This window comes from Sulfurovum sp. XGS-02, assembly GCF_023213175.1.
In the GTDB taxonomy this organism is placed as follows: Bacteria; Campylobacterota; Campylobacteria; order Campylobacterales; family Sulfurovaceae; genus Sulfurovum.
The window spans coordinates 1,035,676-1,052,178 of sequence record NZ_CP093312.1 but is presented as its reverse complement, the minus strand read 5'-3'; the positions used below and the strand labels follow the sequence as shown (position 1 = coordinate 1,052,178).

Here is a 16,503-nt window from a genome sequence, read left to right as displayed (position 1 = left end):
CAAACTTTGCCCATGTAGTTCTCATGAACTTCTGCTTTTTGTCCAATTTAATTTAAAAGAGCATAAAAATCTCTAGGAGCATCTACTTCAAAAGAGAGAGGCTTTTTATTTACAGGATGGATGATCGTCAGTTTTTTTGCATGAAGTCCCATCTTCTCTCCCTTGGTTCCATAACGTTCATCACCGAGGATACTGTGTCCCAACCAAGCCAAATGAGCACGTATCTGGTGCTGCCTTCCTGTCTCTATCTTCACTTCTAATAAAGCGCGTTCAGGGGTAGTCTGTTTCACGGTATAGTGTGTAACGGCAGCTTTGGCATCGGGGTGTTTGCCTATATGCATACGGTACTCTCTTTCATCCGCTCTTAAGGGCTGGGTTATGGTCCCTTTTTTTTCTTTTGGATAACCCTCAACTATGGCTAAATAGATCTTTTCAGCTATGCTCCATTTGTCCATTACACTTTCCCTCATCTCTTTGGATGTCGCAAAGAGCAGTATGCCGGAGGTATCACGGTCCAAACGATGTACAGGCCAGAGCTTCACCTGCTTTTTGGCACGGGAGAGTTGATTTCTCAGTATGGCAAGGGCATGCTGTTTGCTTTCTGTCGTGTTCCCGACAGACAAAAGCCCCGCAGGTTTATTGATCGCGATGATATCTTTATCTTGATAGATGATCTCTAATTTGTGCAGTGTCTGTCCCTGTGTCGAAGCTTTTTTAACCACACCCACTTCTACGACATCATTGACATTTAAAGGGAAATCATATTTGGTGCTGATCTCACCGTTTACAGCAATACTTGAACCTTGCAAACGCTGTTTTACAGTCTTTTTGGACCAGCCGGTAAGATGGTTAATAAGAAAATCCAAGAGTGTGGATCTTTCTTTTACGATGAACTTTTCTGCCATGGATCAGTGCCTTTTTATTTTTTGAATATCTTTTTCTGTTTGGCACTGTTAAATACTTTTATAGCTTATGATCTATGGAAGATAAGCGTTTTGTTTTCTGCTCATATCATTTTATGATGTGCTCCTATTATATCCTATTAAAATCAATGAGAAAGCTATAGCCTTTTTTCCATCTGATAGTCATCCATGATAAAACCCTCACCGATATCTTTCACCACACTACCGGAAATAACAAATCCAACTTTTTTATACATTGCAATGCTTTGGGTATTATACTTGTTTACAGTCAGTGAAATGTTGTTAAGATTCATTTCTTTGGCCAAACCCTCCAGGTGTGCTATCATTCTTCGTCCATATCCTTTACCACGCTTCTCCTCTGTAACATACAATTTACTTAGGAACAGTGTCTCAGAGAGAAGTTCCGCACTCATGTATCCTAGAGGTATATTGTTATCCAGGATCAAAAAATATAAGGAACCGTTTTTGATCTGTTCCATCATCACTTTAACAGATTGAAACTTCTTTAACATATATTCCACTTGATACTTTCCTATGATAGGTGTGTAATGTTCATACCATATCTCATAAGCAAGATCTTCAATAGTGCTTAACTGCTCTTTTGTTGATACTTTGTTTATCTCCATATGTTTTATCGCTGTGAATGTGTATTTATTTATAGTCTGGTTTATCTTCTTCTGCGACCGCGATAGCCACCATAGCTTGAAGATCCTGAACCTCTTTTACTTTGATTATGGCACTCATCACAAATAGAAAATCTGTAAGAAAAATCAAGTACCTTCCCACACCTGCGACATTGTTTAGTGAAATGTCCCTGTCTGAGAGAATTTTCAATGAAGTTGTTCAGTCGTACTCTGGCTGCCATAGCTTTGTCCGTATCTTGAAAAATATCCGGGAACTTGAAGGAGAGCCAGAGGTAGAGTGAGATCTCTCGTACTCTGTCTTCTGCATTGAGAAGCATATCATTGGTCTGTGCAAAAGCGGGAAGGTCTCGTGGTGGGATATAGAGTACTTTTCCTCCTGCTTCGATCTGACGGATATAACGGTGGAAGACCGATTCTATGTATGGCGATGAGATACTTGCAGGTGCACAAGAGAGATAATAACGTGTTTTTAGATCCAGGCTGTATTCACTGACAATGGCAGCTATCTCGAGCATAGAGTCAATGTTAGCGGCAACAAAAGGTCCTTCAAACTCCATATTCTCTGAAAAAAATGCAAGAATATCCAAAATGTTATCTGTTTCCAGTATCTCACCGATGAGCATGACATGTTCCAGACTGGCCATGACAGAGACCGGTAATTTAAGGTCTGGAAGCGGCATATGAAAAGCAGAAGTAATGGTAGCCAGTGCAGTCTCATCCAAGGCACCTACATATCCTTTTTCTTCAAAACCGTAACGTCCTGCCCGTCCTGATATCTGAAGGACTTCTGTAGGAAGAAGTTCACGTCTTCGTAAACCGTCAAACTTGTTGTCTTTGGAAAAGAGCAGGGTCTTGATGGGAAGGTTGAGTCCCATAGCTATGGCATCGGTGGCAACAAGTATTTGGCTTTCACCTTCTCTAAAGCGTCTGGCTTCCTCACGTCTGACCTCAGGAGAAAGATTACCGTATACGACAGAGACAGAATATTTTTCACTGAGTTGTTGTTTGAGTGAAAGGACATCACGTCTGGAAAAGGCAACGACGGCGGTCTGAGGTTCTATATGCTTCATGGAAGTAGGATGGGTCAGCATCGCCAGTTCATTTTTTCGCTCAAAATGGACCACCTCCAACTCTTCATCCAGATAGGTACAGAGCTCTTTTACCGCGTGAAGTGCATCACTCGATCCTGTAAGTATAACCTTTTTGGCAGGTGCACCTATAAGCGCATTCGCCCATGCCCATCCCCTGTCACGATCTGCGATCATTTGGATCTCATCTATGACACATACATCCACATCGACAGAACCATTCATCATCTCTATCGTAGACGAGATATGGGTGGATTCTTCATCGATGATCTCCTCTTCACCTGTGATGAGTGAGACAGCAATACCTTCTTTTTTGAGGTTTTCATACCCCTCAAGTGCAAGAAGCCGTAGAGGAGCAAGATAGTAACCTGTTTCTCCAGCTTCCAATTCTTTCATTGCCGCATAGGTTTTTCCTGAATTTGTAGGTCCTACATGAAAGATGATCTTTCTTTTCAGTTCACGTGCAAGAGGAAAAAGATTTTTAAAATCACGTATGGTCTTGGCCAGCAATTCTTCACGTTTTTGTTTCTCAAGCAGAGGCCTGATATATTCTCCAAAATGAAAAAGTATACGTCTTTTACTTTTTTCTTTGAACTTTAGGACGTTGGAGGAACGTACCTGCGGTTCTACAAAACGTACAATAAACTCATGAAGTTTCTCATCTTCTATATCCAGTTTATCACTCTCTTCTCTCATATCCTGCATGACATCATCTATAGCGACTCTGAAGTGTGCAAGCAGGTCATCATTGACCCTGTTGATATCTTCTTTGACAGGAAGTTCTTTGCCTCTCCAAATGAGATTATAGATAAAAGGTTTTTCATAGGAAACAGAAGTATTGTAAAAGAGGGTGGTTCCAAACAGATCATCGTTCTTCTCTTTTTCTATAATGATATGGTCCGTACTTTCAAACACTTCATATTTATCACTGATCTCTGTCAATATTTTTTCAACAGTTTCAAATGCTATAGGTGCGTGGTAGAGCAGTACTTCAGGCGGCATACTTTTGAGTGCAGCAGTGATATCCTGTTCTGTCAGATAAGTATGTTTAGGGTCTTGTACATGTTTGAGAAACTCTTCTATCTCTGCAGTTTTTTTGGTAATGGTCTTTTCTTTTAGTGCTTCAAGTTTAGCGATGATCTCTTCATCATCCAAATTCCAGAGCTCGTCCATATTGAGAGTTGACGTTGTACATAAAAGCAGTTTATTGAAGTCAAAGTTCTGCAAGGCAAAAGTGAAGCTATGGTAAAACTCCATTTCATTCAGGGAGTTGAATACAACCTCCAAAGATTTTTCAAGTGTATGAAGCCGGTTTCTCATCCTTAAGTAGGTGAGTTTATTACGTACCTTTTCTTCAGTGATCTTGCTGCTTTTAACATCGATGAATGCTTCAAGGATCAGATTCTCTTCGTGTTTGGTATAGTCAGTATCACCTAAAAGCTGAAGGATTTTTTCTACTTTGTCTGAGGGACGTTTACGATCTCTGGAGTATGGAACCGCTTTGTAACGCTGGGTAAGGTAGGAAACTATCTTTTCTCTGGATACAGCATCGCCTTCACTCCAGATACGTCTGAGTGCACGTATCATCTCTTCTTTGGTATGTGAGGTAAGCCTGAGTTCAAGAAGCATAATAAGCTCTATCAGTTTATCTTCATCCAGTGTAGTTACACCTTCTTCAAAAGGAAGCCCGTTAAAATAGTTTCGTATTTTATTGTTAAGTTTTATAAAGTATTTTTTCTTTTTCTTTGCCATAGTCTTCTATCATTCTTTATTTTGACTAAGTATAGCATGAAAAAGTAACCCTTGTCTCTAGTCAATGGTTAAAATATCAACCAATTCCACTCCATCACACTCTTTTTTGATACGTTTATGTTTACGTGCATCCTCTTCAGCAAGTACTACCAGGTCTGCAAAATCATTTTTACTTACGGTCATTTCATACACGACTTTATTTGTTTTCAAATAGATCTCTGTATCATCTTTAGAAGAGAGAGCAAGATTTCTCAGCCCTTTTGCAAACTCACCTTTAATGGCCTTTTGCACTTTCTCATTTGCTAGTATATCAGCCAGACTCACTGTTTCATTGACATCATTTTTACACATGACCGTATACATCACTTTTATCATACCTTCCACCATTGACTCCTTGTTTTGTTGGTTCATGATACTCCATTATATAGTAAGTCGCTAAAAATATGTCATATTGTCATATTTTTGCATACACTGTTTAAAACCATTGAATAGCTTTCATTATAAAAGACCATATATCTCTTTCATAGATAATTCATTCTTCTTTTTTATCATATAACAATAAAAAGCAATGAAATGCATAGAAAGGATTTTATCATGAGTAGTAAGCCAGATAGAACTTCAGTACTTACAGAAGAACAAAAAGATATGCTTTTTTTCATCTATCAAGAAGAAAAAGTGGCCAGAGATGTCTATATTACATTGGGTAAGATGTATAAAAATGAAAATACTTTTAGATCGATGCAAATCACAGAACAAAGACATCTTGAGTGTGCAAAAGAACTTTGTGATATCTATGGTGTGGATACTTCGTCTATGGATGAGAGCGTTATAGGTGCATTTGAATCCCCTCTCTTGAAAATGCTTTATGACGCCTATATAGAAAAAGGGAAAAGTTCACTTCGTGATGCATTGGAGATGGCTGAATTTATTGGAGCTTCAGATACTGAAATGATCGAACATGCCTCAATAGGTATGCCAAATGATGTCGTATCTGTCTATGAAAAACTGAAAAAAGGTAATATGAACCGTCCAGATACCTACGAGGCAGTCATTTACACAGCTGCATAAAAATAATGCACTACTTGTTCAGTAGCAGTTTAAAGGTTTAGAACTTACATTCATCACGATTTAACACACAGGTGTAATCGTCCGCTTCATACTCTATCTGTATGGTAGCATGGTTAATGCCACAGTGATGATGAAGATGTTCTTGTATCTTTTCCAAGAAACAATTGTCGATCAGCTCATGGGTCGTTACAAGATGTACGGTCAGGGCTATCTCCGTGGTACTTATGGCCCAAATATGCAGGTCATGTATCTCGGTCACATTTTTCAGACCAGTGAGATAGTTTTTAATATGGAGAACATCTATCCCCTGTGGTACTGCATCGATGGAGAGATCTATGGAGTCTCTGAGTAAACTCCATGTCCCGATCAGGATAAATAGCACAATGAAAAGACTGATAACAGGGTCAAGCCAAAGCCAGCCGGTTATCATTATAGCTATACCGGCGACTACAACACCCAACGAAATAGCTGCATCAGCAGCCATATGCAAGTATGCTGCCCGGATATTAAGATCATGTTTTTGACCTTTGACAAAAAGCAGTGCTGTTGCAGTATTGATGACCACACCAATACCGGCAACCACGATAATGATCATCCCATTCACAGACTCAGGGGAAGAGAGCCGTTCTATGGATTCCCATGCGATACCACCTAGCGCTACGAGAAGCAATACAGCCGAGATCAAAGATGCCATGATTGTGACCTTACGCAAGCCATAGGTTCTTTTATGAGTAGGGTGTTTTGTGGCCAGATAGTTGGCTCCCCATGCAAGCATAAGGCTTAAGACATCACTGAAGTTATGCCCGGCATCTGCGATAAGTGCCAGAGAATCAGAGACAAGTCCATAACCCACTTCAATGATCACAAAAATGACATTGAGGACAATGCCTATAGCAAATGAACGGTTATAGCTGTTTATCTCATGGTGGTGATGATGGTCATGTGACATTTTATTTTCCCCATCTGACTCGTTCTACTATTATAGTATCCTGATATATTTAAGATAACATAGTATCTGCATAATTACGCTATAATATCAAACAATTTAAGCGTACATCGGTCGACGACTTCTATGTGCCCAATAACAGGGTGCTACATTGAAAAATGAAAAAAATAACTTAGCCTAAGACCGACCTCATGCCATCGATGGTAGGCTCGTTCATAAGGTATAAAATATATGTCATTTACAAATCTTGGGTTATCCAAACCTCTCTTAAAAGCGATCGAAGAGCAGGGGTATGAGACACCTAGCCCTATACAACTACAAGCGATTCCTGTCGTAATAGAAGGGAAAGACGTCCTGGCAGCTGCACAAACGGGTACAGGTAAAACGGCAGGATTTACACTGCCGCTACTTGAGAAGCTCACACAAACAAAACCAAACATGCAAAAAAAGCAGATACGTGCTCTGGTACTTACGCCTACACGTGAACTTGCGGCACAGGTGGCTGAGAGTATAAAAACATATGGTAAATATCTCCCTTATACGTCTACTGTGATCTTTGGTGGCGTCGGTATAAATCCCCAGTTGGCAACCATCAGAAAGGGTGTGGATATCGTTATTGCCACACCGGGAAGGCTGCTTGATATCGCAGGACAACAGGGGATCGATTTTTCTGCTCTTGAGTGTCTCATTCTTGATGAGGCGGACCGTATGCTTGATATGGGGTTTATCCATGATATTAAAAAACTGATGAAACTGATGCCCGACAAGAGACAAACACTGCTTTTTTCAGCCACCTTCTCACCAGAGATCAAAACATTGGCAGAAGGACTTCTCAATGATCCTGTCCTGGTAGAAGTATCACGTGAGAACACAACGGCAGATCAGATAAAGCAGGTGGTCCACTTTGTGGATAAAAGACGAAAGAGAGAACTGCTTTCCCAACTCATTAAGATAAAAAAGTGGAGACAGGTCTTGGTCTTTACACGTACCAAACATGGTGCCAATAAGCTGACCAAAGAGCTTGAAGAGTCGGGTATCTCCGCAGCGGCGATACATGGAAACAAAAGCCAGGGGGCAAGGACCAAAGCCCTGGCTGCCTTTAAAGCCAATGAGATCCGTGTACTCGTGGCTACGGACATCGCTGCAAGGGGGATAGATATAGACCAGCTTCCGCATGTGGTGAACTATGAGCTTCCCAATGTACCTGAAGATTATGTGCACCGCATTGGAAGGACCGGACGTGCAGGGCAGAGCGGTGAAGCTGTTTCTCTGGTCTGTATAGATGAGCATGAGTTACTTAAAAATATCGAAAAGTTCATCAAGTTTAAGATACCAAAAGTAGATATCCCGGCTTTCAGACCTGATCCGAACATCCAAGCAGAGCCTATACAAAATGGAAGAGGTAAAGGAAAAGGCGGTAAAAACTCACGTAATGAACCTCATAGTAGCAAAGATGGTGCCAAAAGTAATAAAAATAAGAGAAATCGTAACAGAAACAAGAAGGATAAAAAATGAAAAAAATATTTAAACTGATCGACGAGAAAAAACATGAAGACCGTGTACTGGAAGCTGTAAAACATGAGATTCGTAAATATGTCAAACGTGAAAAGAAGAAGAAACTCGAAGATGCACAGAGTACATACTGGGACTTTGACTGTAAAATAGGGGTAACTCCAGACACTGCAAAAGTAGTCGCATATGATGCATTGATTAAAGAACTTGATGCAGTAAAAGCAACGGGTGCTACAGAATGCTATGTAGAGATAGTTGCCAAAGTGGTTCAAAAACCGACAAATGAAATTGATCATGAAGAGATTTCTGCTGAGTAATACTATATAATATAAAGTTTGATATAATTTTGAAAAAAAGGATCAATATATGAAGAAAATAACTATAATAGCCCTTTTGATGGCTCTAGGTATGATCATGTCAGGATGTTCAAAAACATGGAGCGGTATTAAACAAGATACAGGCGAAGCTTGGGATGCTTCCAAAAAGGCAGTGCACAACGCAACTGCCTAGAAGATTTCTCTTTTTACTATAAAAGTACTACATATTTCTACGTAGTACTTTTACTTTGTTATGGGATACTAATAGATGTTGTATCCGTTGAGATAGTCTCATAGCGATTCACTGCATTGTCATCAAGTAGTTTCATCAAGGCGACTTCACGCAACTCGGCATTTTTGTACAAATCTTGAGCAAAACCATAAGAGAGTGTCTGGTAGTGTAATGTGGCAGTGATAGTATAATCATCTGCTGGCAGATTCGCTATCTCATACGTTACTGTATCACTTCCCCCGATAAAGTTACTGTCATTTTCTGCATTACCGTGCGGATTTATAGTCTCAGGTAAATTGACATCATTTTTATCAAGTCCTTTTGGCAAGATACGGTTGTCTTTAAGATAGTGCAGTGCATGCAGTAGTATGTAGGTCATCTTATCATCTGTATCCTCTAAGATAGTTTCATAGACCTGTACTTGTGAAGGATCAGTGATCTTGTCATAGTGCGGTTCATATGTATTGCTTGCTGTGTCGTATACCACACCACTGATCTGGCCATTACTGTTAATGGCACCTGATTCAAACACAATTTGATCAGCACTGTTTTTGACTATCACATGAAGCCAGGCACGGCGTGATGGAAACCCTGTAGGGAACTTGTGACCGCTGTGGTTTGTAATATTCACATCAAAATTGAGCAGGCCATTTTCAAAGCTCAGCTGTCTGATATTGACATCAGCTGCAGCCTTAAGAAACTCTCTGGTATCAGTGATACTCTCATTAAATCTTGCTTCATCTGCCAAAACACCTAGCTTAACACGGTTGTTCTTGAGAATCTCAAGCATATAGGTGTTGGCACCTAGGAACTTATGTTGAAAGAATGGAGATCTGGCTGGAAGAGTACCATTGTCAGGTCGTGTAGAAATGACAACACTCCCTGCAGCTTTTGGCATGTGGCAGTCCTGACAGCTTTGTGTTCCATTGAAGTCACTGTACTCCCATTCAGTGTAAGCAGCTTGTTCAGGAAAAGTCTCATTGGTGATAGTTCCATCTGTAGCGATAACGGGAGTTTCTAGGCTATGGCAGCTGGCACAGAGTTTGGATTCATTTATATGGGAACTGTATTCCGGTGTAAACTGGACATTATTTATCATTGGTTGTGTTCTAGGATTTGTGTAAGGACCATAAATATTGCGATCTGTACCAGTGTTATTTGTATCTATAACAAAGCCACCGGTAAAGCCTTCAGGCGTACCCAGTTGGGGAGTGTTTTCTATTTGATGACAGAGTGTGCAGCTGACGCCCTGCATCGCAGCATCGTAATAGACGTTGTCATGGTTCAAAAATCCATCTCCAGAGAGTAAAACCGTATCACCATTATATGTTGCTTCTACATTTGCCATAGGTGTATGGCATCGGCTACATTTACCTTCGATAATCCCTTTAAACTCAGGATGTTCTTTAACCTCGGTGGCAACTTTTGCCTTCCAAAACGGATCTGTCGCTGCATTGGCCATCATCGTACCTTGCCATGCTTTGGCGATAGAGACATCTTTACCATCACCATCAGTGATACCATCATGGCATTGTGCACAGTTTTGTGAACCGCTAAAATGTGTTGTGGTAAAAGAAGGATCGTGTACAACAGCATCTGGAAATGTGATATTGGCATCCGGTAGAGTCGAAGTACTATCTGTACCAGATCCGCCTCCACAGGCATTTAAGAAAAATAGAAAGATAATGTTTAGTGTTAGAAGTAGAAGAGGTTTCATAATTCATCCTTTTGATATTAAGAACCTTATAATAAATTAGTATACTCCAAAAAAGTTAATACATGGTTTCACTTTGGATGAGCATAGTGCCATCTTCTGGTGAATCCATCTTATTGTTCTTGAGCATTAACCAGGCAGTATTTATTCATTTTTAAGTGAAGGAGCATCACCTATGGACTCCGGATGGAATTTTTCTTCATATTCTGTACTGACCGTAAACATCAATTTAAGGTCAGCAGGGCTGCTTGCATACTGGTATGCCTGTTCCTCACTGATCTTCTCTGCCATTGTGAGATCAAAAAGTGCACGATTAAAGCTAATGGAATTAAAACTGGTATGTTCTTTATCCAGGGCATCAGGAATTTCATTGTCACGTTTATTTCGAATAAGTTCCTGGATTTGAGGACTTTTAAACATGAGCTCCACAGCGGGGATCATATCTCCGGATAGACCTCTGATAAGACGTTGAGAGACAACTGCTTCCAAGGTTGAAGCAAGTGTTTCACGTACACGGTTTTGCTCTTCGTTCGGGAAAATAGCGATAATACGGTCAACGGTTTCTCTGGCATCCAGTGTATGAACAGTAGAAAAGACAAGATGCCCTGTATTGACAGCTTGTAAAATACTTTCAGCTGTTGCCATATCACGCATTTCACCAACGACAATAATATCCGGGTCTTCACGCATCGCTGCACGCAATGCACGTGAAAAACTGGTCGTATGCAATCCCAGTTCACGTTGTTCTACGATCGATTTTATATCATTATGTACATACTCTATAGGGTCTTCAACAGTGATAATGTGACGTGGATAAATTTTATTGATCTCTTCTATCACACTAGAGAGGGTTGTGGATTTACCACTTCCTGTCGTACCTGTAATGAGAACTAGACCACGTCTAAGATGGGTGAGCTTGTGCAAGGCTGTAGGAAGGTTCAGCTCTTCTATGGTTTTGATATAAGAAGGTATAAGACGGAAGGCCAATGCGAAACCACCAAGATGCATAGAAATATTGATACGGAAACGGTAGTTCTCATTAAGGGCGTAGGCACCATCAAACTCCTTCGTTTTCATAAATTCTTCATATTCATCACCTGTCAGCATTTCAACAAGTGATTCAATGGTCTTTGTATCTAGTTTTTCATTAGATAAAAGAACGATATCGCTTTTTATACGTGCATGTATCTGGCTATCTGATTTAATATGCAGATCAGCACCATTCGCCTCAATCAGCATATTCAGCCAAGAATCCAATCTCTCTTTTATATTTTGTGTTAAAGACATAGTTTCCCTCCATTTCCTTTATCTGTTTATATTATACTACTGCTTATTTGCTTATATTATAGAGAAATATGAAAAAATGATAAATCAGAGTTTAGATGGTAGAATACATTATTTGTTGAAGAGATAAGGACAGGATGATGAAAATCATGAAATATGTACTATTAGCACTGCTGTTATTGGCTCTATGGATCACAGAACCTTTATGGATGAAAAAACATACAGATATCTCCAGTTCACCTATAGATATGCAGATCTCAGAACAGAACCATCAAAAGGCTAAACAACTTGCCTCAGAAGCTGCAAAATTGAATGAATTAGAAATAAAATTTGGTCCAAAACCTTATGGTAAATACAGCACGGGTGTTCCCTCTGAGGTTTATGCATATTGGGATAAAACACTTCGCTACCCTGAATCTTTGGAAGAAGAAAGGTGCGGTCCGATCCAGGCAGGTGAAAGTGGGTGGACGACAGTTTGCCGATATAGGGCAAAAAACAGTGCTAGATCTTTACAGTTGATGCAGGATACGTTTATTATCAAAAACGGTAAAGCCACTAAATAAAAGATATTCCAAATAGAGATAGTTTACCCCATAGGGTAGAGTATCTCTTCATGTACTTTGTCGCAAGCGTTCAACACTTCATCACTGAGCGTGAGATTCATAGCTGCCAGTGAAGCATCAAGCTGATCTGTATGCGTCGCACCTATGATGGTGGAGGCCACAAAATCAAACTGTTTTGACCAGGCAGTAGCCAGTGTGACGGGGTGTAGTCCTGCATCAGCTGATATCTTTAAGTATTTTTGTGTGGATGCCAGTGTCTTTTCATTCATGAAACGTTGTGCCATCAGTCGTTGTCTTTGGTTTGGCGATTTCAGGTATGTTGCAAACCTTCCTTTTGCATCTTCTGGTTTTAGTCCCTGGTTGTATTTTCCTGAGAGCACACCTCCTGCCAGCGGTGAATAGGGGAGCAGTGAGATCTGTTCATTTTGAGAAAGGGTAGAGAGCTCATCCAAAAATCTGCGGTTTAAAAGAGAAAAATTGTTCTGTATGGACTCAAACCGTGCCAACCCTTTATAGTGGGAAGTCATCAGTGCTTTGCTTGTACCGTATGCCGTGTCATTGGAAGTTCCTATATAACGCACTTTTCCTGCCTTTACCAATCTATCAAAAGCTTCCAGAGACTCTTCTATAGGAACAACGGTATCAGGCCAATGCATCTGATAAAGGTCTATATAGTCCGTTTTGAGCCGATTCAGACTTCCTTCTATCGCACGTTCGATATGAAAACGATCAATAGCGGTCATCCCATGACGGATAGGCGGAACAAACCAGCCACTTGCTGCTCCTGCTACTTTAGTGGCCATAATAATAGAATCACGTGGCTTTGTTTTCATCCACTCTCCTACCCACTCTTCCGTAATACCTGCAAGTTTTGCGTCAGGCGGAACAGGGTAGAGCTCAGCTGTATCATAAAAGTTAACGCCATGGTCATAGGCTTTATCCATAATGGCAAAAGCTTCTTTTTTGTCACACTGTGTCCCAAAGGTCATTGTCCCCATACAAATGGGTGAAACACGAAGTCCTGTTTTTCCTATATATCTATAGTCCATAGTGATCCTTATAAAATTGGGTTTCTATAGCATATCTTAAATTTTATAAAGTTTGTCTCTATTGCTATGGAGCTTAGAGTCACTGGTTTTTGTATTTGTAATCATATTTAAAAATGAGAACAATATAGCTAGGGCAATAGTAAATTATTTTTATTTATACTATAATATTAATTGATCATTTAGTTATAGATATGTTTTACATAATATAAGGAGGAAGGAATGTATATACATAAGAAAAATGTAATGAGATTGGGGTTACTCACTCTGGGGTTGGTAGTTTCTGCTATGTTTCCATCTTGCAGCTGTGGTGGCGGCGGAGATGGTGGAAGCGGTGGAGATACGGGTATATGTAATGTGCCTATAGAAGCCTCTTTGAATACACAAGATCGTATAGGTGGTGCAGTGACCAATGTGGAACCATTCATGGCTGATGACAATGTCACCGAGTGGACGCTTTATAATATTGCGAATGAACTACGTGCCTCTCCTGTTCATACGCCTGAAAGTACAGTAGGGTTGGAAGTAGAAGGCTTTATACATGATATAGAGATCGTTACACATAATAATAAACGTTATGCACTAGTGGCAATGGGAGAAGAGGGGATTACAGCAGTGGATATCACTGACCCTACTAGTATGGTTATACATCCCGACGTGGAGAGTGTTAAGGTCAATTATTATCATGAAGGTATCAACTGGACAGAAGGTGGGGGAGATATAGTACTTGATAACAATATTTCAAGTACTCGTGGACCTATCAGTTCACTGGTCGTCTATAATGAGGGGAACTCCACATCTACATCAATACAGCTATTGATCGGGAATGAAGGGTACGGACTTCATAAGACGGGTCTGGTCAATCTTTTTGATCCAATTAACGGTAGAGAAGCAGATGGTACCTTAAAGATCGAAGATGAAGTATATACATTACAGTATGCAGGTGAAAATCCATGGGGTGGTCCAAAAAGTTTGACAATGTTCGGTGAAGGTAATAACACAAGGCTTTTTGTTGCCCAAGGTTTCCTAGGTATCGGGATTTATAATCCTAAGACTTTAGAGCAAGTAGGGCGTTATAACCTTTATACTGATGCTACCGAGAACAACGGTGGTGAGGACTGGTTCATAGATATGGATGTTACTACGCAGGTCCAGTCAGATGTAAACGGAAGCTTTATCGATGTATGTACCGGAATGCCAGATTATAAACAAGCAAGTTATGAAATAATAGAGGTTTGGCACGGTGATGCTGTTGATCCAACACCATGGGCTGATTTTGATAGATATGGTAAATTCTACTATGATGCTCGTAGAGTTGATGTTGCAACATTCCTTGGTGCAGGTGATCTGAATACAACGATCGCATATATTGCGTATGGTCTTGGAGGTATGGTGGCAGTGGATGTTACAGGATATGAGACCGCAACAGCACGAAGTGCAGATTGTCAAACACAGAATGATTTCCTAGAAGGTACTTATTTGGGATACGTTCCTGGGCTACCGGCACATGGACCTGATGCTCAGACGGGAGAACAATCGCAGAGTCTTTTCCCATATTTTGGGGTCGGTATGCTTAAAGAGGCAGGTATTGTTGATGTCAAGGTCAATGCAAATACAAAAGAAGTTTATTTTTCAGATCATTTTGCAGGATTGATGGTGATAGGCAATGCGGATAATCCTGCAGGTAATTGGAGTGCTGGTAATTTTAACAACGATGATAATAATAACTTAGGTGACCATTGGCCTGACTATGAATTTGTCACATCCTATGATATGACTCCTGTGTTACTTCCAGGCTCAGAAGAGTCTGTACCGACTTTTATCAGTGAAGCACCGATATTACTGGCAACAGGTGAGGTTAGTGGACACGGTAATGTTTTTAATTTTACGAGTACATTTGATCCTAATGCAAACGGAATGACTGATGTTCTTCTCACTTCGGGCGGAGGTGGACTTAATTTTATAGATGTCTATGGTAGTACTCCAAGATATGATTTTGAAGTGCCGGTTCATTTTGCTACTACGGATGAGATAGGTGCAGATGAAAATGGTATTGCAACCGAGGGAATTATCAATATTGGTCATTCCGAAGGAGTAGCTGCTTATAAGAATATTCTGTACTTAGCAGATGGACCCCATGGTATGTCAGTATGGAGGATAGCGAATGACTTATGTTATCCGACAGATGATGTTCATCTGGTAGCCAATACATTGCAGGATGAATACCCGATAGGTGACATCAATCCGGCACCACATGCACATGATGTTATTTTGGATAATGCAACGAACTCCGCTCTTGTAATGTCACAAAGCCGTGGTGTACGTCGTGTCGATAGATCAGTTATGGGTACAGTCGGCGCTCCTCAACTACTATATCCTGCTAACACGGATATTTATGAGCATAATAAGGATGAGGGAAATGTCGCTGATTTCCTAAGTATGCAAGACCATGCTTATAGTGCTGCACTAAAAGGAAACTTGGCATTTACTGCCGATGGCAGTAACGGTCTTACAGTATATGATCTAAATGAGGATCCGACTGACTCCACTAACAGTAATGGTTTTGTAGTTGCCAATATCGGTGGAGATACCAACTCTCAGCCAGATCTTGGCCGTGTATCTGGTGTGGCGCTCTGGGACGATACAAGTACAGGTACATCATATGCCTTTGTTGCCGCAGGAAGTAGAGGTATCGCTGTTATTGATGTTACCAATGTGAATGATAACAACATGACGTTGATCAAAATTTTTGAACCGATCAAATGGGAAGATGAGAAAGCCGGAAAAGCCGATGGTAAGAGTGTAGCCGTCAAGATTGTAGGAGACCATGTCTTCTTTACATATGACAGTTTCGGAATCGTATGCTACAGCATCGCTGATCTGATCAAACCATTATTACCTGGGACTGATCCACAAGATATCTGGACACCGGGTACTGTAGGTGAGCGTCCAGAAGCCACAGCACGCTTCAAGCTTCAGGATACTTCATTCTTCGGTAGTGCTGACCTAGAAGGATGGGGCGGCGGTGCTGCAGGAATGGATGTTGTTCGTGTCAATGGGAAGAATTTTTTCTATGTAGCTTATGGGGCGGCGGGTGTCATCAAGATAGACTGGACAAATCCAGCTGCACCGATGTTGAAGGAACATGCGAATACAGTAGGCTATGCAAGTGATGTGGTTGTGATAAATGGCCGTGTGTATGTGGCGGATAGCGGTGGTGGTCTTACACTACTAAAATAGAGTTTCTAAGCCTTTCCATTTTTTTAACTAGGGTACCAACTTCTTTGAAAGGTACCTTGGTCACTCTTTACAATTTTAATCTACAACACGCCGTTACATAATTGCAACGTTTCTTTTCAGGTACATTCAACTTATTCTTTGAAATATTAAATAGTTAATAATCATATTACAATC

At 40.5% G+C, this 16,503-nt stretch carries 14 protein-coding genes; 6 read left to right on the top strand and 8 right to left on the bottom strand.

Going from position 1 to position 16,503, the window contains the following annotated elements; translation table 11 throughout:
* Positions 1–47: 47 nt before the first annotated feature.
* From MN086_RS05280 to MN086_RS05265, 4 genes are all read right to left on the bottom strand, one after another.
* Positions 48–905, bottom strand: coding sequence for an RluA family pseudouridine synthase (locus MN086_RS05280; RefSeq protein WP_248577016.1), 858 nt, complete (start codon positions 903–905; stop codon positions 48–50).
* 155 nt (positions 906–1,060) lie between these two features.
* Positions 1,061–1,549 (bottom strand): GNAT family N-acetyltransferase, encoded by a 489-nt coding sequence (locus MN086_RS05275; RefSeq protein ID WP_248577015.1) that lies wholly within the window; start codon positions 1,547–1,549, stop codon positions 1,061–1,063.
* Between the two features lie 41 nt (positions 1,550–1,590).
* On the bottom strand, positions 1,591–4,407 hold the full coding sequence (locus MN086_RS05270; protein ID WP_248577014.1) for a helicase-related protein: 2,817 nt from the start codon (positions 4,405–4,407) through the stop codon (positions 1,591–1,593).
* 57 nt (positions 4,408–4,464) lie between these two features.
* The gene (locus tag MN086_RS05265; protein ID WP_248577013.1) at positions 4,465–4,818 is read right to left on the bottom strand and encodes a hypothetical protein; all 354 of its coding nucleotides are present in this window, start codon (positions 4,816–4,818) and stop codon (positions 4,465–4,467) included.
* A 183-nt stretch (positions 4,819–5,001) separates the two neighbouring features.
* Here MN086_RS05265 and MN086_RS05260 point away from each other — a divergent pair, with 183 nt between their 5' ends.
* A complete protein-coding gene (locus MN086_RS05260) occupies positions 5,002–5,475 on the top strand; it encodes a DUF2202 domain-containing protein (protein ID WP_248577012.1) in 474 nt (157 codons plus the stop codon).
* Positions 5,476–5,512: 37 nt separating this feature from the next.
* Here the strand turns inward: MN086_RS05260 and MN086_RS05255 are convergent, their stop codons facing one another.
* Positions 5,513–6,424, bottom strand: coding sequence for a cation diffusion facilitator family transporter (locus tag MN086_RS05255; RefSeq protein WP_248577011.1), 912 nt, complete (start codon positions 6,422–6,424; stop codon positions 5,513–5,515).
* Between the two features lie 228 nt (positions 6,425–6,652).
* Here MN086_RS05255 and MN086_RS05250 point away from each other — a divergent pair, with 228 nt between their 5' ends.
* The 3 genes from MN086_RS05250 to MN086_RS05240 are packed head-to-tail and all read left to right on the top strand — an operon-like array spanning position 6,653 to position 8,443.
* Positions 6,653–7,936, top strand: a complete 1,284-nt coding sequence (locus MN086_RS05250; protein WP_248577010.1) for a DEAD/DEAH box helicase — start codon at positions 6,653–6,655, stop codon at positions 7,934–7,936.
* Positions 7,933–8,250 (top strand): DUF6172 family protein, encoded by a 318-nt coding sequence (locus tag MN086_RS05245; protein WP_248577009.1) that lies wholly within the window; start codon positions 7,933–7,935, stop codon positions 8,248–8,250. Before MN086_RS05250 ends, MN086_RS05245 begins: the two co-directional genes overlap by 4 nt.
* 49 nt (positions 8,251–8,299) lie before the next feature.
* Entirely contained in the window at positions 8,300–8,443 is a 144-nt protein-coding gene (locus MN086_RS05240; RefSeq protein ID WP_248577008.1) for an entericidin EcnAB, read from the top strand.
* A gap of 58 nt (positions 8,444–8,501) precedes the next feature.
* On the opposite strand, the gene MN086_RS05235 is transcribed toward MN086_RS05240, so the two are convergent.
* Both MN086_RS05235 and MN086_RS05230 read right to left on the bottom strand, forming a co-directional pair.
* On the bottom strand, positions 8,502–10,199 hold the full coding sequence (locus tag MN086_RS05235; protein ID WP_248577007.1) for a multiheme c-type cytochrome: 1,698 nt from the start codon (positions 10,197–10,199) through the stop codon (positions 8,502–8,504).
* A gap of 141 nt (positions 10,200–10,340) precedes the next feature.
* Positions 10,341–11,483, bottom strand: coding sequence for a type IV pilus twitching motility protein PilT (locus tag MN086_RS05230; protein WP_248577006.1), 1,143 nt, complete (start codon positions 11,481–11,483; stop codon positions 10,341–10,343).
* A gap of 137 nt (positions 11,484–11,620) precedes the next feature.
* Between MN086_RS05230 and MN086_RS05225 the strand changes: the two genes are divergently transcribed.
* On the top strand, positions 11,621–12,043 hold the full coding sequence (locus MN086_RS05225; RefSeq protein WP_248577005.1) for a hypothetical protein: 423 nt from the start codon (positions 11,621–11,623) through the stop codon (positions 12,041–12,043).
* A 23-nt stretch (positions 12,044–12,066) separates the two neighbouring features.
* On the opposite strand, the gene MN086_RS05220 is transcribed toward MN086_RS05225, so the two are convergent.
* Positions 12,067–13,092: an aldo/keto reductase gene (locus MN086_RS05220; RefSeq protein ID WP_248577004.1), complete on the bottom strand. Its 1,026-nt coding sequence runs from the start codon at positions 13,090–13,092 to the stop codon at positions 12,067–12,069.
* Positions 13,093–13,311: 219 nt separating this feature from the next.
* Between MN086_RS05220 and MN086_RS05215 the strand changes: the two genes are divergently transcribed.
* Positions 13,312–16,329, top strand: coding sequence for a hypothetical protein (locus MN086_RS05215; RefSeq protein ID WP_248577003.1), 3,018 nt, complete (start codon positions 13,312–13,314; stop codon positions 16,327–16,329).
* Positions 16,330–16,503 lie beyond the last annotated feature (174 nt).

Bases quoted from the DNA above. Each gene is read 5' to 3' on its own strand.
- MN086_RS05270 (WP_248577014.1), bottom strand. From the start codon at position 4,407: ATGGCAAAGAAAAAGAAAAAATACTTTATAAAACTTAACAATAAAATA.
- MN086_RS05235 (WP_248577007.1), bottom strand. From the start codon at position 10,199: ATGAAACCTCTTCTACTTCTAACACTAAACATTATCTTTCTATTTTTC.
- MN086_RS05280 (WP_248577016.1), bottom strand. From the start codon at position 905: ATGGCAGAAAAGTTCATCGTAAAAGAAAGATCCACACTCTTGGATTTT.
- MN086_RS05240 (WP_248577008.1), top strand. From the start codon at position 8,300: ATGAAGAAAATAACTATAATAGCCCTTTTGATGGCTCTAGGTATGATC.
- MN086_RS05215 (WP_248577003.1), top strand. From the start codon at position 13,312: ATGTATATACATAAGAAAAATGTAATGAGATTGGGGTTACTCACTCTG.
- MN086_RS05245 (WP_248577009.1), top strand. From the start codon at position 7,933: ATGAAAAAAATATTTAAACTGATCGACGAGAAAAAACATGAAGACCGT.
- MN086_RS05220 (WP_248577004.1), bottom strand. From the start codon at position 13,092: ATGGACTATAGATATATAGGAAAAACAGGACTTCGTGTTTCACCCATT.
- MN086_RS05225 (WP_248577005.1), top strand. From the start codon at position 11,621: ATGAAAATCATGAAATATGTACTATTAGCACTGCTGTTATTGGCTCTA.
- MN086_RS05275 (WP_248577015.1), bottom strand. From the start codon at position 1,549: ATGGAGATAAACAAAGTATCAACAAAAGAGCAGTTAAGCACTATTGAA.
- MN086_RS05230 (WP_248577006.1), bottom strand. From the start codon at position 11,483: ATGTCTTTAACACAAAATATAAAAGAGAGATTGGATTCTTGGCTGAAT.
- MN086_RS05250 (WP_248577010.1), top strand. From the start codon at position 6,653: ATGTCATTTACAAATCTTGGGTTATCCAAACCTCTCTTAAAAGCGATC.
- MN086_RS05255 (WP_248577011.1), bottom strand. From the start codon at position 6,424: ATGTCACATGACCATCATCACCACCATGAGATAAACAGCTATAACCGT.
- MN086_RS05260 (WP_248577012.1), top strand. From the start codon at position 5,002: ATGAGTAGTAAGCCAGATAGAACTTCAGTACTTACAGAAGAACAAAAA.
- MN086_RS05265 (WP_248577013.1), bottom strand. From the start codon at position 4,818: ATGAACCAACAAAACAAGGAGTCAATGGTGGAAGGTATGATAAAAGTG.